Genomic DNA, 25,739 nt, shown 5'->3' with positions numbered 1-25,739 from the left:
CATGGCGGCTTGAGATAATGGAACACTGTGATTTAAGATGTGCTTGGCGATGGCTTGAATCGGCTTCGCCGCTCCGGTGCGGAAAGGCAATGCTGAGCATGTTTTTACGGTGAGCTCTTCCGCTTGTAGAGGTTGTGCAGGAAGATATAAGTACCGGAAGGAGCAGGGAATGGCAAGAGCACTTGTGGTGAACCAAATTACAGAGCTGATCGGGAATACACCGGTGGTGAGGCTGCAGCGGCTGACAGGAGCGGGACATTCGGAGGTACTGGTTAAGCTGGAGTGCTTCAATCCGTCCGGCAGCGTCAAAGACAGGGCGGCTTACCATATGCTCCTGGATGCTGAACGAAAAGGCCGACTGCGGCCCGGAGGAACGGTTATTGAAGCCACGAGCGGCAATACAGGAATCGGACTTGCCATGAATTGTGCAGTCAAAGGGTACCGCTGTGTTATCGTCATGCCAGATAATGCATCCTCTGAGCGTATTCAATTATTGAAGGCTTATGGTGCAAAGGTGGTGCTTACGCGGGCTGCCGGAGGCATGAAAGGCGCGCTGGACATTGCAGGTCTGCTTCATGCAGAATTTCCAGGCAGCTTCATGCCCGGGCAATTTGAGAACGCAGCCAATCCGGACATCCACAGAAGGACAACTGCGGTCGAAATCGCAGCGCAGACAGACAGTAAGCTGGATGCGTTTGTAGCCTGCGCTGGCACAGGCGGTACAATTACCGGAACCGGAGAAACGCTGCGAAGCCTCATTAAGGGAATTTCTATCTATGTTGTTGAACCACAGGGTTCTCCCGTACTCTCCGGCGGTAACCCCGGACCTAACCGGCTTACCGGTACCGGTCCGGGGTTTATACCGGCTGTGCTTAATACCGCTATCTATGATGAAATCATCCAGGTTGCCGATGAAGACGCCCTGTCAGTTATGAGGCTGCTTGCCCGCAGTGAAGGATTGCTTGTAGGCCCGTCCTCAGGAGCGGCAGTATGGGCCGGCATGCAAATTGCCAAAAAACTGGGGCCGCATAAAAAGGTGCTGTGCATAGCACCGGACAGCGGAGAACGGTATTTGAGCATGGATTTTTTCTGACATTCCAATAACAAGGTCACGCATTCGTAAGCTCACCGACTATTTGGCGCTAGCCTCTGCTTTTACGGAAGGATTTCATATGAAAGCTGGTAATATGGCGGAATAAGGCTTGTCCGTCATCTGAAACGGCAAAGTCCCGGCTGAGCGGAAGCACCATGGCCCGGTAAGGCTCAGGCAGCCAGATGTATTGATGCACATAGGAGGTGCCGATAAATCCGCAGTGCTCCCAGAAACGGACCCGCGCTGCGTTCTCTTCCGTGTTGTCCGCTTCGACTTCTATCAGAACCGCATGTATATGATGCTCCTTCACCGCCCAATTGCAGAGGCTCTCGAGAAACTGCCTGCCCAAACCACGGCCCCGCTGCGCAGCATCTACGGCCATGTAATCAATAATCAGCATTCGTTCCGCAGTGGAACCGCTAAGACCTGTAACTGCCATCGCCGCGATTGTTCCGTCCTGGTATCCGGTGTGGAGCCAGGCTATTTTTTTGTCCAGCATGGCATGCAGAATGTTAACCGGCTTGGCACCGTGGGGGAAAGCTTCCCGGTAGAGCGGTTCGAGCCTTGCCCATAGCGCGTCGTCCCACTCATCGTAAGTCATGAACTCAAGTGTCATGTAAGTCGCCTCCGGATTTATCATAGCAGAGCTGATCTCACGAAGTAAAATATGCCCGGGTTTATTTTTCGATTTTTACCAGTCAAGTAAGCAGCGGCAACATCATGCCGGCGGATGAACCGAGATTTGCTAAGGCGGCCATTCAGGGCAGGGTCTGTTGAGTGTCCCGACAAAGAGGGGTCTTGGCTTCGAAGGCAAAAAAGGACTCGAATCCAAGCTGGGCCTGGGTTTGAGTCCTTTTTTGTGAGTGCTTGGATTAAGGAGGATTGGCTGCTAGGCCATCAGCAATACGGAAGATGCCTTGATGACAGCAGTGACAGGAGAGCCTTCTTTAAGCTCCAGCTCGCGCAGGGCTTCTACTGAAATAATGGAAGTAATCTTCTGGCCGCCTGTGTCGACAACAATCTTGGCATTGACTTGCCCTTCTTCAATCGAGACCACTTTGCCTTCAAACTGGTTTCTGGCGCTGATTTTCATGGCTTATCCTTCCCTTCAGTTAGAATGATGGCGAAAAAACAATGTATAGTGTGGTTCTTGGATGTTATTGGCGGATAGTGATTTAAATATAACTAGATCATACTAGATATATATTCAGTAAACAAGAATTTCCTTGTGATATCCAGGGTTATTGGTGAGAGATTTGAAGAATGTTCTGAATGTATGGGCGAGGCTGGACCTTCAAAAGCAAAGCCTTCATAATAGGTGAGGTGGGCGGCTGCTCATTATGCATCATATGAAACCAAACGGGAGGTTGAATAGATGAATTACCGCAAACTGGGCAAGACAGGGTTATCCGTCAGCGAGGTGAGCTTCGGCACGTGGGCCATTGGCGGCGATTGGGGCGTGAGCCGGGATGAGGATGGATTGAAGGGGCTGGCGCTGGCGCTGGAGCAGGGAGTCAATTTTTTTGACACTGCGGATGTATACGGCTCCGGGCATGCCGAGGAGTTGCTCGCGAAGGCAACCAGGGGCAAAGAGGATCAGATACATATTGCCACTAAATTCTGCCGGGCAGGTGACATCCATGATCCCGGGACCTATTCGGAGCGTAAGGTAAGCGATTACTGCGAGCAGAGCCTGCGCCGCCTGAACCGGGAGGCTGTTGATCTGTACCAGATTCACTGCCCGCCCATTGAAATCCTGCGTGACGGAAGTGTGTTCCGGGTGCTGGACAAGCTGAAGGCACAAGGGAAAATCCGCCATTACGGAGTCAGTGTAGAGACGATTGAAGAAGGGCTGCTCAGCCTGGAGTATCCCGGTGTTGAAGCGCTGCAGGTGATCTTCAATCTGTTCCGCCAGCAGCCGGCGCAGGAGCTGCTGCCCCGGGCGGAAGCGGCAGGGGCAGGAATACTGGTGCGGCTGCCGCTTGCCAGCGGATTGCTGACCGGAAAGTTCAAGAAAGACAGCACATTTGCTGCCAACGACCACCGGAATTTCAACGCCAACGGGGAGCAGTTCAATGTGGGCGAAACCTTTGCCGGACTGCCTTTTGTGAAAGGTGTGGAGCTGGCCCGGGAACTCGAATGGATTGCGGATGGACGCGGCAGCATGGCCAGAGCGGCGATGCGCTGGATTCTGGACCATCCCTCTGTCAGCTGTGTCATCCCCGGATTCAAGAATGAATCCCAGATAACGGACAATCTTGCCGCATCTGAAGTTCCATCCTTCAGCACAGTGGAGCTGGAGCGGCTAAGCGCTTTTTACCGGACTGAGGTTGCTCCGCATATCCGTGGAGGTGTATAGCCACACTGTATGAAAAATATAACCATCGGCCTGCTCGCGCATGTAGACGCCGGCAAAACAACCTTCGCCGAGCAGCTGCTTTATCACACACAGGCTATACGCAGCCGGGGCCGAGTGGACCATAAGGATACCTTCCTGGACACGCATGAGATTGAAAAAGCGCGCGGGATCACCGTTTTTGCCGATCAGGCAGAGTTTGTTTACGGGGATACGCGGTATTTTCTGCTGGATACGCCGGGACATGTCGATTTCTCCCCGGAGATGGAGCGCGCACTGCAGGTGCTGGATTATGCGGTAGTGATTGTCAGTGCGGTCGAGGGGGTGGAGAGCCACACGGAAACGGTATGGCAGCTGCTGCGCAAGCACGGGATTCCTACCTTCTTCTTCATCAACAAAACCGACCGTACGGGGGCTGAACCGCAGCGCGTGTTCGGGGAGATTCGCGGCCAGCTTAGCGCTGATGCGCTGAAGCTCCCGGAATCGGGGGGGACAGAATTGCCGGAGGATATCAAGGCCTTTCTCGCCGAACGCGATGAGGCCTTGCTTGAAGCTTATCTTGAAGGGACTATGGGAGAATCGCAGGCGCAAGAAGCCATGGTGCGGATGATACGCGCAGGAAGGATATTCCCGTGCATGCATGGCTCCGCCTTGCTGGATCAGGGAATTACCCCGTTTCTGCGGTGGCTGGAGACTCTGACTGTGACCGGTTATGATGCCGCACTGCCTTTTGCCGGCAGGGTGTACAAGATCCGCCACGATGAGAAGGGTACCCGCATTACATACATCAAAGCGCTGCAGGGAGTGCTCAAAGTAAGGGAAGAGCTGGCCTGCGGACCGGATGATGAGACTGAACCCGAACGGATTACGGGGATACGCAAATACAACGGCCTGAAATATACCTCAGCGGATTGGGCTGCTGCCGGTGAGCTGTTCGCTGTCACCGGGCTGTCGGCAGTTATGCCGGGAGACGGTGTAGGTGCTTTGCAGGACAGGCTGGGCAGTGAGCTAATTCCGACGCTGAAGTCCAAGGTGCTGTTCGGGCCTCCGGTTCATCTGAAAGAGGTGCTGAATGCTTTTCAGCTGCTGGGAGCGGAAGATCCTTCCCTTAACACAAGCTGGGATGAACTGGTGCAGGAGCTGAATATTCAGGTTATGGGGCAGATTCAGCTGGAGATTCTGGAGCAGCTCCTGCGCGAACGGTTCATGATCCCGGTAGCTTTTGGCCCGCCGGAGATTCTTTACAAGGAGACGATTTCCGCTCCTGTGTACGGCTGTGGACATTTTGAACCGTTGAAGCATTACGCCGAAGTGCTGCTGAAGCTTGAACCAGGCCCGCGGGGCAGCGGGCTTGTGTTCATCAACGAGTGCCATCCCGATGACCTGGCGGTGGGGTATCAGCACCAAATTGGACAGCATCTGCTGGAGAGCGGACACCATGGTCTGCTTACCGGCTCTCCGCTTACGGATCTGCGGATGATACTGCTGAGCGGAAGAGCGCATAACAAGCATACCCATGGGGGAGATTTCCGGGAAGCCTCGTTCCGTGCGTTGCGCCAGGGTCTGGAGCAGGCAGACAATATCCTGCTGGAGCCGGTCTACGACCTCAAGATCAGGATAGACACCGGTGATCTGGGCAAAGTAATGACAGATATTCAGCAGGCCAGCGGCAGCTTTGCCCCGCCGGAGATCACAGGAGCCAAAGCTGTAATTACCGGGAAGGTGCCGGTAGCCGCTTTTATGAATTACGCGGTCAGACTGGCTTCGATGACACAAGGAAAAGGGGCATTATCGCTCAAGGTTGCAGAGTATCAGCCCTGCCGCCAGACGGACGAAGTGATCGCACTGAAGAATTACAATAAGGATGCCGATCCGGCATATACGTCTTCTTCTGTCTTCTGCGCCAAAGGGCAGTCCTATTCTGTGCCTTGGGATGAAGCACGGGCGCATATGCATATCAAAAACGGTTATGAAGACCGCAAGTGAAGAGAGGATGAACCGGCATTATGAGTGAAATCATCGATAAAGTCGCCTGGATTGTGATTGCGGATGGACATGTGCTGGGTACACGCTCCAAAGGCAAGGATACCTATTACTTTCCCGGAGGCAAAAGAGAGCCCGGTGAGAACGATATCCAGACGTTGATACGTGAAGTCAAGGAAGAGCTGTCTGTGGATATCTTGGCGGATACGGTCACACCGTTTGGCACGTTTCAAGCGGCAGCGGATGGCAAGGCGGAAGGGGTGCTGGTGAAGATGGCCTGCTTTACCGCCGGTTACACCGGTGAATTGGCTCCGGCTGCAGAAATTGCGGAAATGGCCTGGCTTTCTTATGGAGACCGGGAGCGTGTGTCGGAGGTCAGCCGGATTATATTTGACCAGCTCCATGAACTGATGCTGCTGAATTAACGGATATACATCAACAAAAACCAGCGTTCAAGCCCGTTTTGAGCCATTTCCATGGCCTGAGGCGGGCTTTGTACTTGTTTAGGGGATTATGTTTTTCTGTCCATTCTGGAGAAGGGAGGCTAACCGGGATCGCTGCCGCTGTTCCGCGGGTCCGTCCGCTCCGCTGTTTAAGCGGGAGGCGGTTCTGTCATCTTTAAAAAACACAATAAGGAAACTTAATGTATAGGAATGGAACCGGCGAACCTGAACAAGCTGATGGAACGCAAGGAGGTTCATAGGGAACGGAAGCGAAGTGTAAAAAGTAACACTAATGGGCTGGGATTCTGGCTTGAACGGGCTTTAGTGGGATTTTGTACACTTAATAGAGGCCCGCTACCCCCATACGGCTAATTTCAGCCGAATTAGTTATACTTTTTTCCACTAGGGATGATCCGGTATCCGAATGCGGTGGATTAGTTATCCTTTTTACCACTAAATGGCTGCCCTTGGATGAATGGTTCAAGTTCATCTTAAATTAAGCGTATTCCTCTGTAAGGGAGACAAACGGATCGATTAGGGTTCCTTTTTCCCACAAATACTTGCGAAAAAGCGGCTGAGGGAATATGAAGTGACCTTTTCACTTGGGCTTAGCCGCCGGGTCTCAGCAGGAAGGTCTGGAGAAATCGGGGAGGAAGAGCTTCAGCCGGCCAGGGAACCGCAGCCAGCCTTACACCTGAAATGCCAACAGCTGCGCTGCCCGGTCAAGGACGGCATAGCCGTTTCTACTTAAAAGATAAGAATTTATATGTTTCACGCTATAAATTAGGCTTATCTTTCTCGCTGAAACGGATACCGTCTTTATAAGGACGGCGAAGCCGTTTCTACTTGTTTTTCGGGACTGTAATCCCAATGAATGGATTAAAAAGCTGAGGACATATGTCCTACCGCGAATTTCGAATATGTCTTTTAATGAATACAGAGAATAAGACAGAGGAGAGAGAAGCTATGCGCGGAATTATTTTTGCATTTATCGGCGGGGCCTGCATTACGCTGCAAGGGGTGGCCAACGCGCGGATCAGCCAGGATATCGGCACCTGGCAGGCCGCAACCGTTACCCAGTTTACCGGATTTCTAATGGCTCTGATGATTCTGCTGTTCGTGCGGGATGCGAAGAGGCAGGGTTTCAAGCAGGTCAAGCCCTTGTATCTGGTCGGCGGGGCGTTGGCCGCATTTGTTATTTTCAGTGAGGTTACGGCTATTCAGGGCATCGGCGTTACACTGACCATCTCTGCGCTTTTGATCGCCCAGTTGTGTCTGACCTTTGTCATTGATATCAACGGGTGGTTCGGCATGGTGAAGCAGAAGATGCGGCTGCCGCAGTTTATCGGAATCGGCATGATGATTGCCGGAGTGGTTATTTTGAAATTTTAAGGATGGGAGCGGGCCATGAGAGAAATTCTGGATTTGGAGCAGCTTCAGGCCTATCTTCAGACTTATGCGCTGGAGTCCATTTTCACAGAGGAACTGAAGGGGCATTTGCACCTGTATGGCTTCGCCCAAGGGGAGCATATCTGCTCCAAGGGAGATCCTGCCGGGATCCTGTATGTTCTGGTCAAGGGAAAGCTCAAAATCTACACTGCCACACCGGAAGGGAAAACACTTATTATCTCCTTCAAAACACCGCTCGAGCTGATCGGCGATATTGAATACATTCAAGGCACGGAAATGATCAATACGGTGGAGGCGGTATCTCCGGTGCATATGCTTGGCATAGAGTACGGCCGGCTTAATAAATACGGCAGAAATCACCCGCCGCTGCTGCACTTCCTGCTGGAGATCATTACACAGAAGTTCTACCGCAAATCGAATTTTCTCAGCTTGAATCTGATGCATCCGGTAGAGGTGCGGCTGGCCAGTTACCTGCTGTCCATCTCTTATGATGAATCCGACCCCAATTTTACCGGTAAGCTGAATACGATCAATCTGATTGATACCGCTAATTTCATCGGCACAAGCTACAGGCATTTGAACCGGGTAATCCAGAAGCTAAGCAAGGAGGGTTTGATTGAGCGCAAGAGCGGGCATATTCTGGTAAAAGACAAGGAAGAGCTTACTGCACTTGCCAGCCGCAACATCTATGAGCCAAGCTGAGGCTTGAGGAAATTAGGCTCACAAAACTTAAGCTTATGCTTCCGAAGCAAGTTTTGTACGAAGATATTTCAATGCAGCCAGGCTCACAAAACTTAAGCTTATGCTTCCGAAGCAAATTTTGTACGAAGATATTTCAATGCAGCCAGGCTCACAAAACTTTTAGGAGTTGAAAAAATGTTAATAGGACTAGTATTGGCGCTTATTGCCGGTTCGCTGGTTAGCTTACAAAATATATTCAACAGCAAGGTCAATGAGCATACAGGCTCCTGGTCTACGACAACGTTAGTACTGGGCATGGGATTTATCGCGTCGCTGACGATGGGGCTGATTATGGAGGGGGGAAACATGTTCACCCTGCAGCATATGCAGCCCTGGTATTGGTTCAGCGGCATGATTGGAGTCGGCGTAGTCATTTGTCTGGTGCATGCCACAAGATTGCTTGGACCCACTTATGCGATTTCCATTGTGCTCACTTCACAGCTCGGATTTGCCCTGCTGTGGGATTCCATGGGCTGGCTCGGTCTGACAAGGGTTCCGTTCTCGTTCAATCAGCTGATCGGCGTATTGGTGATAGTCGTCGGGATTCTGGTATTCAAATTGGGCGGAGCGCGTGAGCCTAAGCAGGATACCGGCACAGGCCAGCCGAAGCAGGCTTTGAATCTGAAATGAGGCCGAACCAGCAGCTGTATCTGTAAAAGCGCAATAAGCGCGCATCCGTCTTAACCCGCGCTTATTGCGTGTTTGCGTTTATCGGGAGTCCTGTATGGAAGCTATGCTGTTGTTTGTTCTCCGATCTGCCAACGGGTCAAAAGGAGGACCGGTGATTGTGCCAACCACGGTATTCTCGGGACTGCCCCAGGCATTGCCTGAAAAAACCATAACCGCCCGGTCATTTACTAATCATCGTTATTGTAAAAGGTGTTATTGATAATCTCGCTTGTAGTATTTTTGATTGAAGTAGGCAGGCTGCCGCAAGGAGTAAAAGTTGTTGTTCCGCAGGATCAGATTGTCATGTTATTGGCGGGAGCGGCAGACCGGGCTTGAAAGGGCTCCTGCCTGGCAAACCGCCCGGCTCACAGTGCCAAACGCCGTCGGCTTCACAACGCCGTCACCTATGCCTCCATACCGCACGGCAAGAAACAGCTGGTAAAGTCCGGGCAGGAGCAATCCCGCAAGCGCTCATACAGGGTCCCATGTCCAATCGGGTATGATCCGCTTTTTTGATTAAAGGGATAGCGGTTTCATAACGGTATTTCGGCAAATTTGGCCATGAAACGTCCTTTGTAGCTGCGCAAATTGACCGCAAGCATTTTCATAATCATATTTATTGTAACTACTTAGGTCCTGGTTGTTACGAGAACGAAAACTGACCTTGGATCGCGAGAAGCAAGGAAGGAAGAAGGGGTCGAGATTGTTTGCGAAGGGAAGAAATCAAACTGCGAATTCGGGCAAATTCCACCGCTCCTTGCAAGTTTCGAATCGAACCGGAAATCTTCTGTTTGACTTTAACCATACGCAGATCCCGCTCGGCCTGGTTATTATCAAATGGAATGTACGCATCGTGAAGAAACCTAAGGATATAGAGTTTGCAGGCTATCATGCGGTTGCCCAAACTTGCGGCTTTCGTTTGTTTTTGCTTTCCTTTCTTGAGCTTGGAGCGTTTAGGCGGGCTCCATTCCAACGGGCCTTCTTGCAAGATCTCATCGTATCGCTGCTCAAGGAGAGCCACCTCCGCTTCCGTCAGAGGCTTTGCTTGCCGCTTGGCTTCCTTGGAGAGATGACACGCTTTTTGAAGCCGGGCTTTCATATCCGTTGCCCACAAATGCCCATCGTTGTCCACAATGCCTTGGCATTCTCGAATCAGGTGTACCCCGCACAGCCCATGGGAATACGGAAACGATTCACGAAAGTACATGGCGAGGCGGCTGTCGTGAATGACACACCCCGTATAGACGGGGAGAATTCCCTCTTCTTTTACGGCCTGCCTCCTTGAGGGGGGAGACCTTCTCCAGCGAAGACTCACAGAAGGGGCACGTGTGCAGAGGGAGCCGAATGATTTCATCGGGAGATTCCATCCAGTGCAACGTGGTACCCGGATGTCCATGGGGGACTCTTTTTTCCCTCCCGCCTTTCGGGAACTGGGAGGAAGCTTGCGAAAGCCGTCACGAGGGAGGTTTGCTGCTATTTTGGCTATTCTGCTTCAACTGACGTTCCAGTTCCTTGACCCGAGCCTCGAGCTGGGCCACTTGGGCACCCAAAACCGTAATCACGCGCTCAATCGTTTGGGGATCACTGCGGCTGATTCGTCGAATGTCTTCGGGATTCATCTCTGCTCTCCTCCTTCCCAGATAGGTATAGAGTATAATTTACCCATTATCTGGATGGTGATAACAGAGAGGACCTAAGTAGTTACTATTTATTACAACTCATCGGCCCTTGACTGCACAAGAAAACTCAGTAATTCCCTGGTATTCCAGATTCTCCCTCGGCGGCTCTCCGACCGAGTATGCCTTGAAAACGGATTATCCTATCACCCAAGTAGAAAAGCAAAGGACAGTACAAGCATTACGGGCAGTGGCAGGCCAGCAAGGGCCGGAGCAAGTCATCGCATAAGGTCAGCCTGGTAATTGATATACAGTCCTAGATGAGGTCGGGAAAGGCCCCGCCTAAGAACGGTGGGCCAAGATGTTCAATCTCAACAAATGGCTGCAACACTTAAATATTTACAGAAAAACAACCTGCTGGAATATGAACAGCTTGCGGAACGCCACAGGCCGCTTTCATACCCTGTCAGATAAAATCAAAACCATTAGACAGAGGCGCATACAAATGCTGACGTGATGACGGCGACAGTTGATTATGCGAAAACCCGTGCTGTATTTGCCGGATACAAAGTCACAAAGTACAGCTGGAAATATTATGTGGAGCATGAGGCCGGTATAGAATTATATCGGGCAGCGAAGGCTGCTTTCAAGCGTATTCTTTCCGGGGCGAAACTCCAAAGCTGGACACACAGAAACAGGAGTGGCAACGAAACAAAGCGCAGCGCGCTAGATAAACCGGATGGCTGTCCTCATACAAAATTTCGATTGATTCTAGGTCAGCATAGGCATTTGCATATGCACTTTGGTATGCTTATGGGGTGCATTATTGAAAACTTAACCCATATTTGGAATAGAAAATCCAAATTATGGTGCAGAAACATTCTTCCCGTTTTTATCAGGAAGTCCTGATAACCGTTTTACGCCTATATAAGCATATATTATTTTGCACCTATATTCCGACTTATCTTAGCGGGAGGCAAGTATGAAGGTGCGGCAGACTGTAGATTAAATAAGTGCAGGTGTAAGCACAAATAAGATATGATTTGTTTGGTCAGTTTTATTTATAAATCTATGCTTTACATTTGGAGGAATGCGGACGACATCTCCTTCACCTAAAAAATACTCTACACCTTCCAATTCAACATACGCCTCTCCTTTCATGACAACGGCAATTTCTTCTTTATCAGTGTGTGAATAGTAGCTTTCCGTAGTACTTGCGTTGGCATTCAAATCCATCATTAAGAGTTGGATATGCGATTTCATAAAGTCTGGTGTTAATACGTCGTGAACAACATGATCATTGTTTTCACGATAGATTTTCTTACGATCCTGTTTCTTCGAGATGAGGGAATTTGCATTAAAATCATTAATAAAAAGCGTATAAAGCGGCACATTTAAGGCTAGTGCAATTAATTCCAGTACATTTAGTGATGGATTCGCTTGCCCACGCTCAATTTGGCTGATAAGTGACGTGCTGATACCGGAATAATCCGCAAATTCACGGATTGTCATCCCCTTTTTCTTTCGATAAGTCAGAACCGTTTGGCCTAAACGATGATAATTCATGCCTTAATCTCCTTGCCATAATAATGTATCTTTCTGTCATTTTGTACTGACATACTGGAAGCATAAGATAATACTGTTTTTCATCGAGCAACTATAATATAATGGTCTTGTACATTATACCACACGATGTCTTTTATATATTACAAGCGTAAGGAGCTTTTTAAGTGAAATCACAATTTTCTTCGTATCTAATTTTATTTTTTGGGGTTTTCTCACTATACACTTCAGCCATTTTTGTGAAATTAGCAGATGCACCTTCTGCCATTACGGCGTTCTACCGTCTGTTTTTCACTGCATTGATGCTCTTGCCATTTCTATTGTTTTATTAAGAAGAATTGGCATGAATTGCTAACGATAACAATAAGGCAACGGAGATGGGGGCTATTGTCAGGTATTTTTAGCATTTTATGCTTTTAGTCAACCAGTTTCTTTCGTTCATTATCTCTTACCGGCATGGGGAGCCTTTATTGGGTTGGCACTTATCGCAACTGTTTTCGGGCAATTGATTTTTAATTGGCTATTGAAGTGGTTACCTGCAACGGTCATTTCAATGAGTATTTTAGGAGAAACGGTTGGAACCTGCATTCTAGCTTATTTCATTCTAAATGAGGTTATTTCTTTACAACAAGGTATCGGTATAGGAACTATCTTAGTTGGTTTGGCCTTTTTTTACTTCAGACAAAAAATCCACCCATTTTAAGTTTGGATAAAGAACTTATTAACTTAATTATTATAAAATTATGAGGTGCGTAAAATGGAAAAGATTAATATTGGAGAAAAACTTAGCCTTTTTAATGAGTACTGGAGTCCCAGAATTATTGGTGAAGTCAATGAATCCTATGTGAAAATAGCTAAGTTCAAAGGGGATTTTATATGGCACACTCATGAAAATGAGGATGAGATGTTCTATGTACTTAAAGGGGTATTGACAATCAAATTTAGGGATAAGGATATTTTCTTGCAAGAGGGCGAATGTATCGTCATCCCCAGAGGTATCGAGCATTTGCCAGTTGCTGTCGAAGAAGTTCATGTGATGCTGATAGAGTCAAAAACTACTTTAAATACAGGCGATATAGTAAATGATAGAACTGTCGAAAAACTAGAAAAAATATAATATACTACTTTTGACGAGGCTTTTTTATAGAATTTATCCACCCGAAGGTATTGCCATTGGAACAGCCTCCCATGCCATTGGCACAGACCAATCAATGGGATGGGCGAAGCGGAAGGCGCTAGAGTAGTTTAGCGGTTGTGGTGTTGGGGTTGATGATTGCCGATTATGCCGCCATGCGCCTTACGGGAAGCAGCGAGCCTATAATGGATTCCACTCAAGCTGCCGGCCGGGGTGCTGCGGCATCCCCTCAGGAGCTTTTGATCAAGAAGCCCTTGCACGGACTGAACCCTGCTGGTGAATATCAGAACGGGAAGCCAGCTGTCCGGCCTTGAGGATTCGGGCGGGAATATTGAGGGCTTGGAAGCGCGTTCGTTTCCCGGAGGGTGTGTGCTGGCGGTTGGTGCCGCCCTTAGCGGGGGGGAAGTCCTATGCGCTAATGGAAAATTTTATTCGTCAAGTTATCTTTTCTACAAGGAATGGCAGATGAACTGTATGACTTCTATAAATGTTTCGAAAATGCAACGTCTGGGAAACGCTGGACCGGGCTGATCGGCTCCGGCCCTGCGCGTGAAAGTGGAAGCACGGTTTGGACTGCCGCTTACGCAAAGTACAGCTTCTGAGGAAGCGGGGCAGTACTTAGGATGAAATGAACGCTTCCAGTATAAGGAATCGCGGTTCATTTGAAATTGAAAAGGCGCGGTCCCCGGAATACTTACGGGAGCTGCGCCTTTAAACTACTCAAGAAATGGACATACAGTTTATTCAACTACGGACAACGTAAAGCGGAGGCTGTAAGGACGGTTAGCGGGCAGTGTGAACTCCTCATGTGTTGGGGCGCCCCAGCTGTCATCGCCGCCCACACCCATTTGCTTGTAATTGACCCTCAGCACGCTTTTGGCGGAAGGTGTCAACTTATACGTATGATCGCTGGCTTCCAGCTCTTCCGGTGTCCATGGAAGCACATTGACCTCTATAGGCAAGGAGCCTTCCAGATGGAATCCGCCGCCGTGGGCGCCTTCCGTCAGGGAAGCGAAGCGCACACCGGTTTTGTTGCCGCATTCCTGAGGACGGAGATAAGGGACGAACTGTTCGCTTACCTGGCCGGTGTACAGCCCCAGCTTGGCGCCTGTCTGCCGGTCCCAATAGTTCTCATGCGGTCCTTTACCGTACCAGGAGACCGTATCCAACTGACCATCCAGTTCGAACAATAGCCCAAACTCGGGGATTTCCGGAAGGCCGGCAATTCCCGGATTCAGCTCTTGAGTAATATTCACACTTCCGTCCGGCGCAATTTCATATTGCAGCAGCAGGGTGGAGGCAGCCTGGGGAGCCAGCAGGTAGGTGACCGCCACGATGCAGTGCTTATCCCGGGTAGAGCAGGAGAAGCCCGCAAGCGTTCTGTTATAAGAGGCTTCGCGCCAGACGGCACAGCGCTTGTCGTGCCCGTTGCCCAGATCATTGTCGGTTACCGCTCTCCAGAAATTAGGTCTTACAGGTGCAAGCAAGCGCTCCTTTCCGCCCGAGGTTATGGAGAACAGCTCTCCGGTTGCAGAGTTGAAGGCCAGAGCAAAGCGGTCTCCCTGAATAGTGACAATATCCGCCTGTTCCGCAATGCGCAGCTCATTTCCGGCGGCGGCAGGAACGGAAGAGCTTGCGCCGATTCGCGGCGAGACAACAAATTGTTCCCAGGCAACCTCATGTCCCGGCTCAGACCAGGCGGCAGCCGAAGGCTGGATGAAGGACAGGGTCAATACCGCCTCCTGATTGCCAGCCCAAGCGCTCCGGTCGTAAGGAACGGTATATTCAGCGGCTTCCCCGGGTTCAACAGAAACTTCGGAAACACCTTCTTGCACAACTGTTCCGTTCAGCGCTACATTCCATTTCAGCACGTATTCAGCAAGGTTCGTAAACAGGTATTTGTTGCGGATTTCAAACCGGCCTTGGGCAAGATCCACAGCGGTTATTTTCACATTCTGGTAGCATTTCTTCACCTCAAGGAGCTTGGGCGTAACCGTCCGGTCGGCGAACAGCAGCCCGTTGCCGCTGAAGTTGCCGTCATGCGGATTCTCACCGAAATCTCCGCCGTAAGCCAGATAAGGAATTCCCTCTGCGGTCTTGGTGCGGATCGCCTGATCCACCCAGTCCCAGATGAATCCGCCTTGAATGATATCGTACTGATCGAACAGCTCTGTATACAAATGCAGGCCTCCGCACGAGTTGCCCATGGCATGGCTGTATTCGCAGAGGATATAAGGCTTTTTGGGATCCTTCTTCGCATACGCAGCGACATCATGCGGTTTGATATACATCGTGGATTCAATATCACTTGCCGCATCTGAAGTCCGGTAATGGAAAATCCCTTCATAATGAACGACCCGGCCAGGATCGGCTTCCCGCAGGTAGTCATGCATAGCCACAAAGTTATCGCCGCCGAAGGATTCGTTGCCGAGCGACCAGATGACCACGGACGGATGATTTTTGTCTCTTTGCAGCATGGAATTGCAACGGTCGAGCACGTTGGCGCGCCATTCCGGTCTGCTGGCGGGAACGTTGCCGTCATGCAGCTCTTTTTGCCCATATTGCCAGGAGCCGTGCGTTTCCAGGTTCGTTTCATCAATTACATAAAGCCCGTATTCATCGCACAGCTCATACCAAATGGACTGATTCGGATAATGTGAGGTGCGTACAGCGTTGATGTTGTGAGCCTTCATCAGCTCAATATCGCGGATCATATCCTCTTTGCCGAGTGCACGGCCGGTCTCGCAGGAGAACTCATGGCGGTTCGTGCCCTTGAAGACAACCCTTTTCCCGTTAATCTTCATCAGGCCGTCCTTGATCTCAAAGGTGCGGAAGCCCACCCTGCTGCTGACCGCTTCCTGCAATTCACCGTCTTCATTCTTCAAAGAGAGGACAACGGTGTATAGATTCGGCTTCTCAGCACTCCATTTGTCCGGTCCAAGAACTGCTGCCCCAAGCTTATGCTGTTGCAGCCCGCCACTCTGAAAGCTGACCCCGGCAGATAACGGAGCAGCCCACACGGTCCGGCCATTTCCGTCATACAGCTGGATTTCAAGCGTAAATGAACCTGAATTCGCGTTAAAATAATCCTCAATCTTCACATCCACATGGAATTGCGCATCGGCGTATTGCTCATCCAGATCGGTATGGACGAAGAAGTCGGCAATGTGTACAGGCGGAGCCGTATAGAGATAGACATCGCGGAAGATTCCGCTGAGCCGCCAGAAATCCTGATCCTCCAGCCAGCTTGCGTCACACCAGCGGTAGACCTCAACGGCCAGCTTGTTCTCACCTTCGTGCAGATAAGCCGTAATATCGTATTCGGAAGGGGTGAAGGTATCTTCTCCATACCCTGCCAGTTCACCATTTACCCATACATAGAAGGCGGATTCAACTCCCTGGAAGCTGAGATAGACCGGCTGGCCGGCCCAATCTTCCGGTACAGTAAAGGTACGGATGTAAGAGCCTACGGGATTATATACTGTCGGGGCAAAAGGCGGCTTCAGCTCCGGTTCGGACACTGCCCAAGGATAACGGACATTCGTATATTGAGGGTAGTCATAGCCCTGGAACTGCCAATGGGAAGGGACAGGAATCTCTGCCCAGCTGCTGCTGTCATAGTCTGCGCTGTAGAAGTCCTTAATACGCTGTTCCGGCGTTTCGGCAAAAGCGAATTTCCAGTTCCCGTTCAGCAGGCGGTAATTGGGCGAAGCTGTACGCTCCCCCCTGAGAGCTTGGGGAACTGAAGGGTATGAGATCATGGAAGCATGCGCATCCAAACGGTTCAGCTGAAAAATTTCAGGGTTGTTGTTCCATTCGGGATATCCATTGGCAGGTGGCTGGTAGGTAAACTTGTTGCGCACATTAACATCTCCTTATATTATTATATTCATATTATAAAAGGCTGACTCTTCAAGAGATATAGAAGAATATTCGCTTATATAACACAATATGAAACAGGAGAGCTGACATGGAGAGCACACTGATCTTTTGCGAGACGGAAGAAATGGCAGCGTTGCCGCTGTATGCTACAACGATTGGGTTCTGGGAGCATCAGACGGAAATGGAGCGTCCCGGGGGGTTCCCGGACTATCAGCTGCATCAGGTTCTTGAAGGCAAGGGGGAGCTGTTTCTGAAGGACAAACGGTACATCGTGGAACCGGGGGATGTCTTCTTTCTCTTTCCGCATGTTGCCCACGCCTATGCGCCAGTCAGCGGAGAATGGATGCTGTCCTGGGTTTCTTTTAATGGAAGAGAGGCCGGAAGTCTTCTGACGTATGCCGGAATCCGCGAGTCGGGAACGGGAAGGCTGAACGCGCTGCCGCTGCTGGAGCCGCTGCACAGAATGCTGGAGCTGTCCCATGGCAACACCCTGGAGATCAATCTGGAGCGCTCCAAGCTGATGTATGCGCTTATGCTTGAACTCAAATTGCAGCTGTCGGCACCGGCAGGCGGGCAGGATGAGCTCGAGCGTATGAAGCCTGTGCTGCAGCATATCGAGCACAATCTGCACAGGCCGCTGACACTCAAAGAATTGGCCGAGACAGCCTCAATCTCGCCGCAGTATTTATGCCGTCTGTTTCAGCGGACGCTGCATGAACGCCCGGTCGCCTACATCAACAAGCAGCGGATCAACCGGAGCAAGCAGCTTATGTTCAGCGGAAGGGAGAAAAAGATCTATGAAATTGCCGGACAGGCCGGTTTTGAGAATGTGGGTTATTTCTGCGCCGTTTTCAAGCGGATAACCGGAATGAGGCCGGATGAGTTCAAACAGCTGCATGGCCTGGATGGCCGAAGGTTGTAAGTACAGCGCAGGATTCCCCGTTTCAGATGCATAGACGGCCAAAAGACCGTGAGCCTTCATCACGGTCTTTCAGTATTGCTGAAATATTCTTAAGAGCTGCATTCCGCCCCCTTAAGCCGGCTTGCCTGATTTGCGGAAAGTCGCTACCAGCGGAAGCATACAGATGAGCAGCAATGCTACAAGCATGAACACCTGCTGCACCCCGTAGACTACGGCTTCGGAGCCATTCGCTGGGGCTGAACCGCTAGAAGAGTAGGCCTCCGTTCTCCAGGTATAAAAAGCGGTGAAGATTGCAATGGACAGGGAGCCCATGCATTGGCGCACCCAGCTTGTCATTGAGGTAGCATAGCCGATCTGAGAATCGGATAATGTGGATAATCCGGCATTCATGAGCGGCATGGACGAAAAGGCGATTCCGATATTCCGGGTCACTGTCCACAGGATCACTTCGGCATTGGCCGTATCCAGCGTCATACGGGACAGCATCCAGGTGCCAAGCACCATTAAGCTGATTCCGGCCGCCGCCAGCTTCATCGGCCCGAGGCGCGAATACAGCCTGCCCACGACAGGAAGCAGGAGCACCATCACCACGGAAGAAGGAAGCATCACAAGTCCGGTGCTGGCCGCTGGCACGCCTTGGGCGGTCTGGAGGAAATAGGGCACGAAATAGACTGCCGCGAACAAGGCGGCATTGATAAGGCCGAGCAGCAGTACGCTGATGGCATATGCCCGGCTGCGGAACACGCGGAACTCGAGCAGCGGGGTGTCCGAGCCGAGCTGGCGTCTGACGAACAGAACCAGCAGGAGGATACCGGCGGCGAGCAGCAGCAAGGTTTTGTAGCTCACAAGCCCCCAGGCGGAAGCCCTGCTGAAAGCGAACAGCACGGTGAAGCTGCCGGTGCTGGACAGCACGGCGCTCAGCTTGTCCAGCCGCATGCCCGAATCGCCGGAGCTTGCAGGGACATAGCGGAGCACGAGCAGGATAGAGAGCAGCAGCAGGGGCAGATTCAGCAGGAACAGCCAGCGCCAGCTCAGAAACTGCAGGCAGATGCCGGAGACAGCCGGCCCGAGCGCCGGACCCAGCCAGCCAGCGGCTTCCCACAGGCTGACGGCCATGGGCTGCTGCTTGCGGTCAACCGTCCGGTAGAGCAGGGTGAGGGTGACGGGAAGCATCAGCCCGGCACAGCCCCCTTGGATGACGCGCGCGGCAATCAGGGAGAGAGGCGACCAGGCCAGAGAGCAGAGCAATGAGGCCATGGAAAAGCCGATCAGAGTAGTGCATATACCTTTTTGGTGCCATATCTCGATATAAGAAAACCGGCAAGCGGTGAGCCGATGCCGATAGCCATCATATAACCGGTAAGCGCCCACTGCATAACCGACATGTCTGCACGAAAGGCCTTCATTAAAGTAGGGACGGCAAGATTCACTGTGCTGGTATTCAGATTTGAGACGAATACGCTGCAGAAGACTGCAATTATGATGGGCGCCAGTGGAACAGCGGCAGCCATTTTGGTATTGGATTTCAAAGTATAACATCTCCTAGTTGCGGCTATGAAGCTTAATCATAATAGAGCGGAGCCAGCTTGGCCGTTTGAATAAAAGCCGGATCATGCAGCGGGAACAGGATACTGCCGGGTTCCTCCGCTAGCCGTTTCAGGCGCAGCAGGGATTCCAGTGCCTGTCCGTCATCGCTGGCCGAGCCGGGCAGCAGCTCCTGCTCGAAATTCTGCAGGAAATCGCCCGCATCGAAAGTGAGCACAAGCCGCTTGCCGCTTGGAAGGGAGATCAATGCCGATTGATGCCCCGGTGTATGGCCGGGGGTGGCTAGAAGCTGAATTCCCGGCATTAGCGCATAATCTCCCTCAATCAGCTGCCAGTCCAAATCCGGCAGGTCGTAGTCCTCTATGATATTTCCCAGCCCGGGAGGGGTGTGCAGGGCATAATGGTGTTCTGCGCGCTGGGCAATAATTTTCGCATGGCGGAACAGCTTGAGATAGCCGGTATGATCGGTATGCATATGCGACATTACGACCTGGTGAATATCCTCCGGCTGAATACCGATTTCTTTCAGTTGTCCTGTGAGAGAATGAACCGGATGCACGACAGGGAGAGTGGTCCAGCCCCGGTCGGTGTAATAGGCTTTGGCCAGGACAGGATCATGAATCCGTGAAGCGTCGATGCCTGTATCGAACAAGACCCATCCGGCCTCAGTTTCCGCAAGATATGCGCAGATCGGCTCCGCAACAATAATGCGGTTATCGCCTCCGCGGAGGGAAATGCCCAGCGGGAGAATTTCGAAGCCGCAGAGCAAAACGTATAATTTGTGTACTGAAGTAGCAGCTGCCATAGAATCTCCAATCCGCAAAGGGTTCAGACCCGACCCTCCGCATGTATGTGATTTATTCCTTGGAATGCAGCAGATCGACAATCTCTTTTTTGAGTGCGATGAACGGTTCAGAATCCTTAAGGTCTTTATTCTGGCGCATTTCGGCCGGAATCTCGATCTCGCGGACAATGCGGCCTGGACGGCTCTTCATTACATAGAGCCTTTCCGAGAGGAAAATGGCTTCTTCAATGTCATGCGTTATGAACAGAATCGTGGCCTTCTCATGCTTCTGAATGTTCAGCAGCAGCTCCTGCATATCCCCGCGTGTCTGCGCGTCAAGGGCGGCAAAGGGTTCGTCCATCAGCAGCATTTCCGGGGAATTGGCCAGGGCTCTGGCAATCGCAACCCGCTGCTTCATGCCGCCGGACAGCTGTTTGGGATAGGTGTCGCCAAAATTGACGAGGTTCACCAGCTCCAGATATTTATCGGAGACCTCTCTGCGCTGCTTGCGCGGAATGTTCTTCAGGGCCAGGCCGAACTCGATATTGTCACGGACAGAGAGCCAGGGGAAAAGGGTATAGGATTGAAAAACGACCCCGCGGTCCGCACCCGGGCCTTCTATTGTTCTGCCGGAGATGGATGCGGTGCCCGAAGAGGCATCCTCCAGACCGGCCAGTATGCGCAGCATGGTGGATTTCCCGCAGCCGGAAGGCCCGACAAGGGTGACGAACTCATTTTCGTAAATATGCGCGTCTACATGGTCCAGGGCCAGAAATGTGTCTTTTTTGGTTTCATAGCTTTTGGACAAGGAATTGACCACGATCTTGCGTTTTCTGGGTTCCCCTGCAGCGGAGGTGCCGGTCGGACCGTTTGCAGTGTATAAAGTATTCATCCTATCGCCCTCCTTCGGCCCATGGGAACAGCTTCTTGTTCAGCAATGCGAACAGCCGGTCGATAATCAGACCCAGGAGCCCGATGACAAGAATCCCCAGGAAAATCGTTTCAGTCTGCATGTACCGCTGAGCCCGCATAATCATGAATCCGAGACCGGAGCTTGCAGCGAACAGCTCTGCCGCCACCAGATACGACCAGGCCCAGCCCATGATCAGGCGCAGGGAGTTCATCAGATCCGGCAGCAGTGCAGGCAGCAGCACCTTGCGGAGCACCTGGAATTTGCCTGCCCCCAGCGTATAGGAGGCTTGCAGCAGCTCGCCTGATACGGATTTGGCATTATCGGCAACCATCAGCACCATCTGGAAGAAGCAGCCTACAAAAATCACGGCAATTTTAGCGGATTCTCCAAGCCCAATCCAGACGATAATGAGGGGAATAAAGGCTGTAGCAGGCATGTAGCGGATAAATTCGGTTACCGGTACAACAATGGCCTCGAAGAGCTTGAACGTCCCTGCCAGAATACCCAGCGGAATTGCGAGCAGGCAGGTGAGCAGATAGCCCATCAATACGCGGTAGGCGCTGATTCCGACATACCCCCAGAAATCTCCGTCCTGAATGTTCGTAATGAAGGAATGCCATACCTTTCCCGGTGAAGGCAAAAAAGTAGGACTGACCAGGTTTCCGTAGCTCAGCAGGCTCCAGATTGCAAGTATTCCGGCAAAGGTTGCAACTACAGTGATCATGTATACCTTGCGGCTGATTTCACCGCGGATCTTGAACAGCCGAATTTTCTTTTTCTTCATCTAATTGTTCTCCCCTCCGTTGAACGGCCTTGCAAATGACTCATTTGTGCGGTCGAAGCATCCGTATTATACGGATGCTTTTCGGGCTTGGCCCCAAGCCTCAATGACAGGAACCATTTCATCGGAATTTGTCCTGGACGCATGCTGCAGATACGTCATGGCATTCAGGGAAGCTTGATGCGCTTCATTGCTGGAGCCCAGACAGCCGTCATGCAGGACGCGGATATAATAATCGTGCTGATGGGCATCTACGGCGGTATAGTGCACACAGACATCGGTATAGTATCCGCCCATAATCAGTGTCTGTACGTTCAGTCCGCGCAGCAGAATATCCAGATCCGTTCCGAAGAAGCAGCTGTAGCGGCGTTTCATATTCGTGAACTCTCCGTCGACGGGCTGCAGGCTGTCGATAATATCGATATACTCCGAGCCCTCCAGGCAATGAATATTCTCGGTTCCGTCCAGCTCACGGCCGTAATCGACCATCTCCTTGCGGTGGATCTCCTGAAAGAAAATGACCGGCATGCCGGCTTCCCGGGCTGCTTTGAGCACACGCCCGAGTGCTGCTACAGAGGCTTCTACTTCGCCTTCCGCATAACCTCCGGGAGCTTTGTATATTCCCTTTTGCGGATCAACCAGCAGCAGGGCGGGATTGCCGACGATTTTGCGTGATTCTTTTTCCATGATAAGTTCCTCCCCGATGTTTGCTTAACAGATTATGCGTTATTCGTACAGGAAACCGTTGATGATGCCGGCGGTGTCTACCGGAGAAGTAATAATCTTCTGGTCCATGAAGAACGCGGAGAAGCTGCCCATAGTTGTTTCCCATTCCGTTTTGTTATCGACAAGCATGGTTTTGGAGGCATCGGCGGTTGTCAGATCCAGAGTGGCAATGGTGCTGTTCACTGCGGCAAGATCCATATCGAGCGCATCAGCTACAATTTGCTTGCCTTCATCGGTAGTGTTGAACAGCTCAAGCCCTTCGTCAAAAGCGGCAACCATAGCTTTCAGCGCTTCCGGATGCTCATCGATCATACTCTTCTTCACTACCAGGGCATCGACAATCAGATTTGGCGCATCGGCAGTGGAATAGAGCAGGTGACCGTCTTTGGCGGCGGCTTCGGACAGATACGGCTCCCAGGTTACAGCGGCGTCTACCTGACCGGCCATGAAGGTGGAACCGGCGAGGTTATTGTTCATATTCACAATATTCACATCAGCTTCCTTCAGGTCAACGGTCTGCAGCGCGTGCAGCAGCAGGAAGTGGGCAACCGAGCCGATGGATACGGCGATATCCTTGCCTTTCAGGTCCTGAAGAGCGGCAATGTCGTTCGCAGCAATAATTCCGTCCGCGCCCTTGGATCTGTCAATTACGGCAATGACCTGAACCGGATCTTTAGCATCTTCATTGGCTTTCATTTGAACCACAGCGTCCAGGGACTGGACAACGGCATCCAGCTTGCCCGACATGAACGCATCCTTTGTATTGCCTTCCATTTGCACAAATTCTACATTGGCACCCTTATCGGCAAAAATTTTCTTCTCATTAGCGACGATTGCACCCGCAGAGCCGAGCCATGGGCTGTAGCCGAAACGGATATTGACATCATCTGCGGCAGGAGCGGCTGAGCTGGATGCTTCAGCAGTTGGCGCTGTAGTTGCTGCGGCGTTAGCTGCATCATTATTGGCTGTATTGGCGTTGCCGGCTCCACAGCCGGCAATGAACAGCAGCGTGGACATGGCGAGTGCAAGAAATCCTTTTTGGTTGTTTTTCATTGGGTTACCCTCCGTATAATGTATTATTTACTGTCCTATCCGTTTAATTCCAACCGATGCCTCCTTGTATTATTATCAGAATAGAAGAAGATATTTGCTGCTCCATATCCTTGAGTCTTCTATTTCCTGCGAGAAAACGGCACTGTCCATCATGAGGACGGGGCAGCCGTTTTTGCCCGGTAGGTAAAAAGAAAAACCCGGGAGATTATTTGGTAATAATCTCCCGGGTTTTTATCCCTCCGTGTCACATGCTGCATGGATTATGCACCACATGGTTTACTCTCGGACCGGACCCTCGGATAAGGCGGAACCCTAGTAAACTGTTTGGTATTTAATTTATGTTACGTATACTAACATAAACATTTTTATTCTGACAAGCTATTCTTTAAAAAAAATCAAAAAAAGCGGCGGGTCGTGATGAATAATGTTGAATTTTGTCATTTAACGAATTATTGTTTGACACATTAAAGAACTGAATGTTATATTAACTGACGTAGAATTCAGCGTGATTATAATTGAATATTTTATAGTCTACTAGGGTTCCGCCGGCAGCTATGCCGGGGCTGGTCCGAGAGTAGACAGCTTGCCCCAGCGGCAGGCGGACACGGAAGGATAAAAACCTGGGAGATATCATCAAGACGCCAAGTCTTGTGATGTCTCCCTTTTATTTTTCCATAAAACAGACACAGGAGGAGTGAGCGGGATGAATTCACGGCATTATTGGAGTGAAACGATGTCACCGGGGGGCAAATGGTTAGGGCCGATCGGAAGGGGCAAGCTGGTCCGCTTTACGGCTATGGAGAAGGGAGCGGGTGTCTCTATTCTACTGTACAACGTGCAGGATTTGACGGAGCGCTACAATATGCCGGACACCTTGAAGGCACAGCACACAGCGCATTTGACGCAAGGACATGTGCTGATGAGCGACAACGGGCGGGTCATGGCGAGTATTGTCCAGGACAGCCTGGGCTGGCATGATCCGATCGGCGGCTACAGCCTCCGCTCGGCAACGGAAGAGAAATATGGCATCAGCCGTTATCAGGAGGTACGCAATGACCGGTACCGGAATGCCCAGGACAACTTCTCTATTGAACTGGTACGTAACGGCATGGCAGCCAGAGACCTGTCTCCATCGTTCAACCTGTTCTCCAAAATTTACTGTGATGATGAAGGCGGGATGCATTTTGCGGAAGGGCATTGCCCGGCTAACGCCAGCGTAACACTGCGTACAGAAATGAATATTCTGCTCCTGGCTTCCAATACGCCGAATCCGCTGGATCCAAGACCTGTCTATCCTTCCGTTCCGGTCAAAATCGAAATTCTGCACGCTGAACCGCTTAATGCAGATGACGAATGTGTGAATAACCGTCCCGAGAACCTCCGGGCTTTTGAGAATACTTGGAAGTATTACGGTCTACTGGGCTAAGTCAGCAAATCGAGAAACAGGGAGGAAACTAACATGAGTTCATTTCATCGGGTAGAGAGCAGCCGGAAGGCTGATGAGGCAATATACAACAAAGTCATTCCAGCAGGCGAGGGATGGATGCAGGCGCTGCTTCCGGGCCAGGTGCTGCGGATCGTGGATCTGGACGGCAATCAGGCGGCGGATACTCTGCTGTATGACGCGGAGCACCCGGAGGATCACTACAGTGCGGTGCAATCCATTGCTGCCCAGAAGAATATCTATCTGACCACAGGCTCAGTGCTGATGACTGAATCGGGTAGACCTCTCGCCAGGATTGTGGCGGATACCTGCGGGCGTCATGATACGCTCGGCGGAGCCTGCTCGTCACAGAGCAATACGGTACGCTACGCCCATGAGAAGGGGCATATGCATAATTGCCGGGACACCTTCATGCTGGAGCTGTCGCGCCACCCGGAAGGGGACAAATACGGAAAGCGTGATCTGGCTCCCAATATCAATTTCTTCATGAATGTGCCGGTCACTCCGGGGGGCGGACTGACTTTTGAAAATGGGGTATCCTCTCCGGGGGCATATGTGGAGCTGCAGGCGGAACGCCGGGCCATGGTGCTGATCAGTAATTGCCCGCAGCTGAACAACCCCTGCAACGCCTACAACCCCACACCGGTGCAGGTGCTGATCTGGGACAAATGAGAAAAGTG

General features: G+C 51.2%; 22 protein-coding genes, 2 pseudogenes and 2 riboswitches. Of the genes and pseudogenes, 12 read left to right on the top strand and 12 right to left on the bottom strand.

Going from position 1 to position 25,739, the window contains the following annotated elements; all coding sequences use genetic code 11:
* Positions 1-169 precede the first annotated feature (169 nt).
* Positions 170-1,093 (top strand): cysteine synthase A, encoded by a 924-nt coding sequence (cysK, locus tag HYD27_RS04800; protein WP_219212099.1) that lies wholly within the window; start codon positions 170-172, stop codon positions 1,091-1,093.
* Between the two features lie 49 nt (positions 1,094-1,142).
* Here cysK and HYD27_RS04795 read toward each other — a convergent pair whose 3' ends face one another.
* Together HYD27_RS04795 and HYD27_RS04790 are read right to left on the bottom strand one after the other, a co-directional pair.
* Positions 1,143-1,709, bottom strand: a complete 567-nt coding sequence (locus HYD27_RS04795) for a GNAT family N-acetyltransferase (protein WP_219212097.1) — start codon at positions 1,707-1,709, stop codon at positions 1,143-1,145.
* A 273-nt stretch (positions 1,710-1,982) separates the two neighbouring features.
* Positions 1,983-2,186: a TOBE domain-containing protein gene (locus HYD27_RS04790; RefSeq protein WP_219212095.1), complete on the bottom strand. Its 204-nt coding sequence runs from the start codon at positions 2,184-2,186 to the stop codon at positions 1,983-1,985.
* A gap of 282 nt (positions 2,187-2,468) precedes the next feature.
* Here HYD27_RS04790 and HYD27_RS04785 point away from each other — a divergent pair, with 282 nt between their 5' ends.
* From HYD27_RS04785 to HYD27_RS04760, 6 genes are all read left to right on the top strand, one after another.
* The gene (locus HYD27_RS04785; RefSeq protein WP_219212093.1) at positions 2,469-3,452 is read left to right on the top strand and encodes an aldo/keto reductase; all 984 of its coding nucleotides are present in this window, start codon (positions 2,469-2,471) and stop codon (positions 3,450-3,452) included.
* A 9-nt stretch (positions 3,453-3,461) separates the two neighbouring features.
* Positions 3,462-5,435, top strand: coding sequence for a GTP-binding protein (locus tag HYD27_RS04780; protein ID WP_219212091.1), 1,974 nt, complete (start codon positions 3,462-3,464; stop codon positions 5,433-5,435).
* A 20-nt stretch (positions 5,436-5,455) separates the two neighbouring features.
* Entirely contained in the window at positions 5,456-5,857 is a 402-nt protein-coding gene (locus tag HYD27_RS04775; protein WP_219212089.1) for an NUDIX hydrolase, read from the top strand.
* A 984-nt stretch (positions 5,858-6,841) separates the two neighbouring features.
* Positions 6,842-7,267, top strand: a complete 426-nt coding sequence (locus HYD27_RS04770) for a DMT family transporter (protein WP_219212087.1) — start codon at positions 6,842-6,844, stop codon at positions 7,265-7,267.
* A 15-nt stretch (positions 7,268-7,282) separates the two neighbouring features.
* A complete protein-coding gene (locus tag HYD27_RS04765) occupies positions 7,283-7,987 on the top strand; it encodes a Crp/Fnr family transcriptional regulator (RefSeq protein WP_219212085.1) in 705 nt (234 codons plus the stop codon).
* 174 nt (positions 7,988-8,161) lie between these two features.
* Positions 8,162-8,656 carry a DMT family transporter gene (locus tag HYD27_RS04760; RefSeq protein ID WP_219212084.1) on the top strand — a complete coding sequence of 165 codons (495 nt, stop codon included), beginning with the start codon at positions 8,162-8,164 and terminating at the stop codon, positions 8,654-8,656.
* A 682-nt stretch (positions 8,657-9,338) separates the two neighbouring features.
* On the opposite strand, the gene HYD27_RS04755 is transcribed toward HYD27_RS04760, so the two are convergent.
* From HYD27_RS04755 to HYD27_RS04745, 3 genes are all read right to left on the bottom strand, one after another.
* Positions 9,339-10,049, bottom strand: a complete 711-nt coding sequence (locus HYD27_RS04755) for an IS66 family transposase (protein WP_219212082.1) — start codon at positions 10,047-10,049, stop codon at positions 9,339-9,341.
* 100 nt (positions 10,050-10,149) lie between these two features.
* Entirely contained in the window at positions 10,150-10,314 is a 165-nt protein-coding gene (locus HYD27_RS04750) for a DUF6444 domain-containing protein (protein ID WP_219212080.1), read from the bottom strand.
* 1,002 nt (positions 10,315-11,316) lie between these two features.
* Complete coding sequence (locus tag HYD27_RS04745; RefSeq protein WP_219212078.1) at positions 11,317-11,877, bottom strand: XRE family transcriptional regulator; 561 nt, start codon at positions 11,875-11,877, stop codon at positions 11,317-11,319.
* A gap of 164 nt (positions 11,878-12,041) precedes the next feature.
* On the opposite strand from HYD27_RS04745, the pseudogene HYD27_RS31895 reads away from it, so the two are divergent.
* Together HYD27_RS31895 and HYD27_RS04735 are read left to right on the top strand one after the other, a co-directional pair.
* A pseudogene (locus tag HYD27_RS31895) lies at positions 12,042-12,577 on the top strand (EamA family transporter).
* 54 nt (positions 12,578-12,631) lie between these two features.
* Positions 12,632-12,991 (top strand): cupin domain-containing protein, encoded by a 360-nt coding sequence (locus tag HYD27_RS04735; protein ID WP_219212062.1) that lies wholly within the window; start codon positions 12,632-12,634, stop codon positions 12,989-12,991.
* A 758-nt stretch (positions 12,992-13,749) separates the two neighbouring features.
* Here HYD27_RS04735 and lacZ read toward each other — a convergent pair.
* Positions 13,750-16,872 carry a beta-galactosidase, LacZ type gene (lacZ, locus tag HYD27_RS04730; protein WP_219212056.1) on the bottom strand — a complete coding sequence of 1,041 codons (3,123 nt, stop codon included), beginning with the start codon at positions 16,870-16,872 and terminating at the stop codon, positions 13,750-13,752.
* 107 nt (positions 16,873-16,979) lie between these two features.
* On the opposite strand from lacZ, the gene HYD27_RS04725 reads away from it, so the two are divergent.
* Entirely contained in the window at positions 16,980-17,813 is an 834-nt protein-coding gene (locus HYD27_RS04725; protein ID WP_219212054.1) for an AraC family transcriptional regulator, read from the top strand.
* Between the two features lie 111 nt (positions 17,814-17,924).
* On the opposite strand, the pseudogene HYD27_RS04720 reads toward HYD27_RS04725, so the two are convergent.
* The 6 genes and pseudogenes from HYD27_RS04720 to HYD27_RS04690 form a co-directional block, all read right to left on the bottom strand.
* Positions 17,925-19,324 (bottom strand): annotated as a pseudogene (locus HYD27_RS04720) (DHA2 family efflux MFS transporter permease subunit).
* Between the two features lie 50 nt (positions 19,325-19,374).
* On the bottom strand, positions 19,375-20,163 hold the full coding sequence (locus tag HYD27_RS04710) for an N-acyl homoserine lactonase family protein (protein WP_219212048.1): 789 nt from the start codon (positions 20,161-20,163) through the stop codon (positions 19,375-19,377).
* Between the two features lie 52 nt (positions 20,164-20,215).
* Positions 20,216-21,034: an ABC transporter ATP-binding protein gene (locus HYD27_RS04705; protein ID WP_219212047.1), complete on the bottom strand. Its 819-nt coding sequence runs from the start codon at positions 21,032-21,034 to the stop codon at positions 20,216-20,218.
* Between the two features lies 1 nt (position 21,035).
* Entirely contained in the window at positions 21,036-21,839 is an 804-nt protein-coding gene (locus tag HYD27_RS04700) for an ABC transporter permease (RefSeq protein ID WP_219212045.1), read from the bottom strand.
* A gap of 66 nt (positions 21,840-21,905) precedes the next feature.
* Positions 21,906-22,523 (bottom strand): cysteine hydrolase family protein, encoded by a 618-nt coding sequence (locus HYD27_RS04695; protein ID WP_219212042.1) that lies wholly within the window; start codon positions 22,521-22,523, stop codon positions 21,906-21,908.
* A gap of 39 nt (positions 22,524-22,562) precedes the next feature.
* The gene (locus HYD27_RS04690) at positions 22,563-23,615 is read right to left on the bottom strand and encodes an ABC transporter substrate-binding protein (RefSeq protein WP_219212041.1); all 1,053 of its coding nucleotides are present in this window, start codon (positions 23,613-23,615) and stop codon (positions 22,563-22,565) included.
* A 218-nt stretch (positions 23,616-23,833) separates the two neighbouring features.
* Positions 23,834-23,942, bottom strand: a riboswitch (guanidine-I (ykkC/yxkD leader).
* Positions 23,943-24,138: 196 nt separating this feature from the next.
* Positions 24,139-24,244, top strand: a riboswitch (guanidine-I (ykkC/yxkD leader).
* Positions 24,245-24,318: 74 nt separating this feature from the next.
* Between HYD27_RS04690 and HYD27_RS04685 the strand changes: the two genes are divergently transcribed.
* Entirely contained in the window at positions 24,319-25,041 is a 723-nt protein-coding gene (locus HYD27_RS04685) for an urea amidolyase associated protein UAAP1 (RefSeq protein WP_219212040.1), read from the top strand.
* A 33-nt stretch (positions 25,042-25,074) separates the two neighbouring features.
* The gene (locus tag HYD27_RS04680) at positions 25,075-25,731 is read left to right on the top strand and encodes an urea amidolyase associated protein UAAP2 (protein WP_219212039.1); all 657 of its coding nucleotides are present in this window, start codon (positions 25,075-25,077) and stop codon (positions 25,729-25,731) included.
* Positions 25,732-25,739: the final 8 nt, after the last annotated feature.

This window comes from Paenibacillus sp. S150 (genome assembly GCF_019352175.1).
GTDB lineage: Bacteria > Bacillota > Bacilli > Paenibacillales > Paenibacillaceae > Paenibacillus_AQ.
Note: the sequence above shows the minus strand (reverse complement) of the source record. Positions and strands in the feature narration are given on the sequence as shown.